Source organism: Dietzia sp. HMSC21D01, from assembly GCF_001815995.1.
Taxonomy (GTDB): domain Bacteria; phylum Actinomycetota; class Actinomycetes; order Mycobacteriales; family Mycobacteriaceae; genus Dietzia; species Dietzia cinnamea.
In genome coordinates this window covers 1-603 of record NZ_KV823634.1, presented here as the reverse complement: position 1 = coordinate 603, position 603 = coordinate 1, and the positions used below count along the sequence as shown (strand labels likewise).

General features: G+C 71.0%; 1 protein-coding gene. It reads right to left on the bottom strand.

Translation table 11 applies throughout. The features are described 5' to 3' along the window. Positions 1–65: 65 nt before the first annotated feature. Positions 66–503 (bottom strand): cyanase, encoded by a 438-nt coding sequence (gene cynS, locus HMPREF3086_RS00965; RefSeq protein WP_371441633.1) that lies wholly within the window; start codon positions 501–503, stop codon positions 66–68. Positions 504–603 lie beyond the last annotated feature (100 nt).

Genomic DNA, 603 nt, shown 5'->3' with positions numbered 1-603 from the left:
CGCCCGGCGGCTGCGGCCGCCGGGCGGTCGTCGTCTTTGTTGTTGGTCGTCTTTGTTGTTGGTCGTCACCACCGATAGTCGAGGAACTTTCCGTCGAGGGTGATCACCACCCGGTCCCCATCGGGGTCCGGCCGACGCCGAAAGTCGACCTGGAAGTTGATCGCGCTCATGATGCCGTCCCCGAACTCCTCGTGGATGAGCGCTTTGAGCGCAGGGCCGTAGACCGCCAGCGCCTCGATGAGCCGGTAGATGGTCGGGTCCGCCATCTGCTCCGGCGGCGTACCGCGGCTCGGCTGCAGGGCCAGGCTCTCGGCGACGTCCTCACCCAGGCCGAGCAGCTCGCAGGTCGAGGCGGCCTGCTGGGCCGTCATCGGATGGTTGCCGAGCAGCGCGGCGGTGGTCCACACCAGCGGGGCGCCCAGGTGGTCGGCCAGCTCCGCCCACGTGCGCCCCTGGCGGATACGGGCGGAGTCGACGAGGGCAGCGGCGTCGCGCTTGGACATGATCGGGTTCACGGGGGATTCCTCCTGGTGGGGTGTGGTCGCGGTGGGGGTCGGCCGGGTCGGGCCGGGCGCGCCGGACGGGCGGCGGATCGGTGAGGGA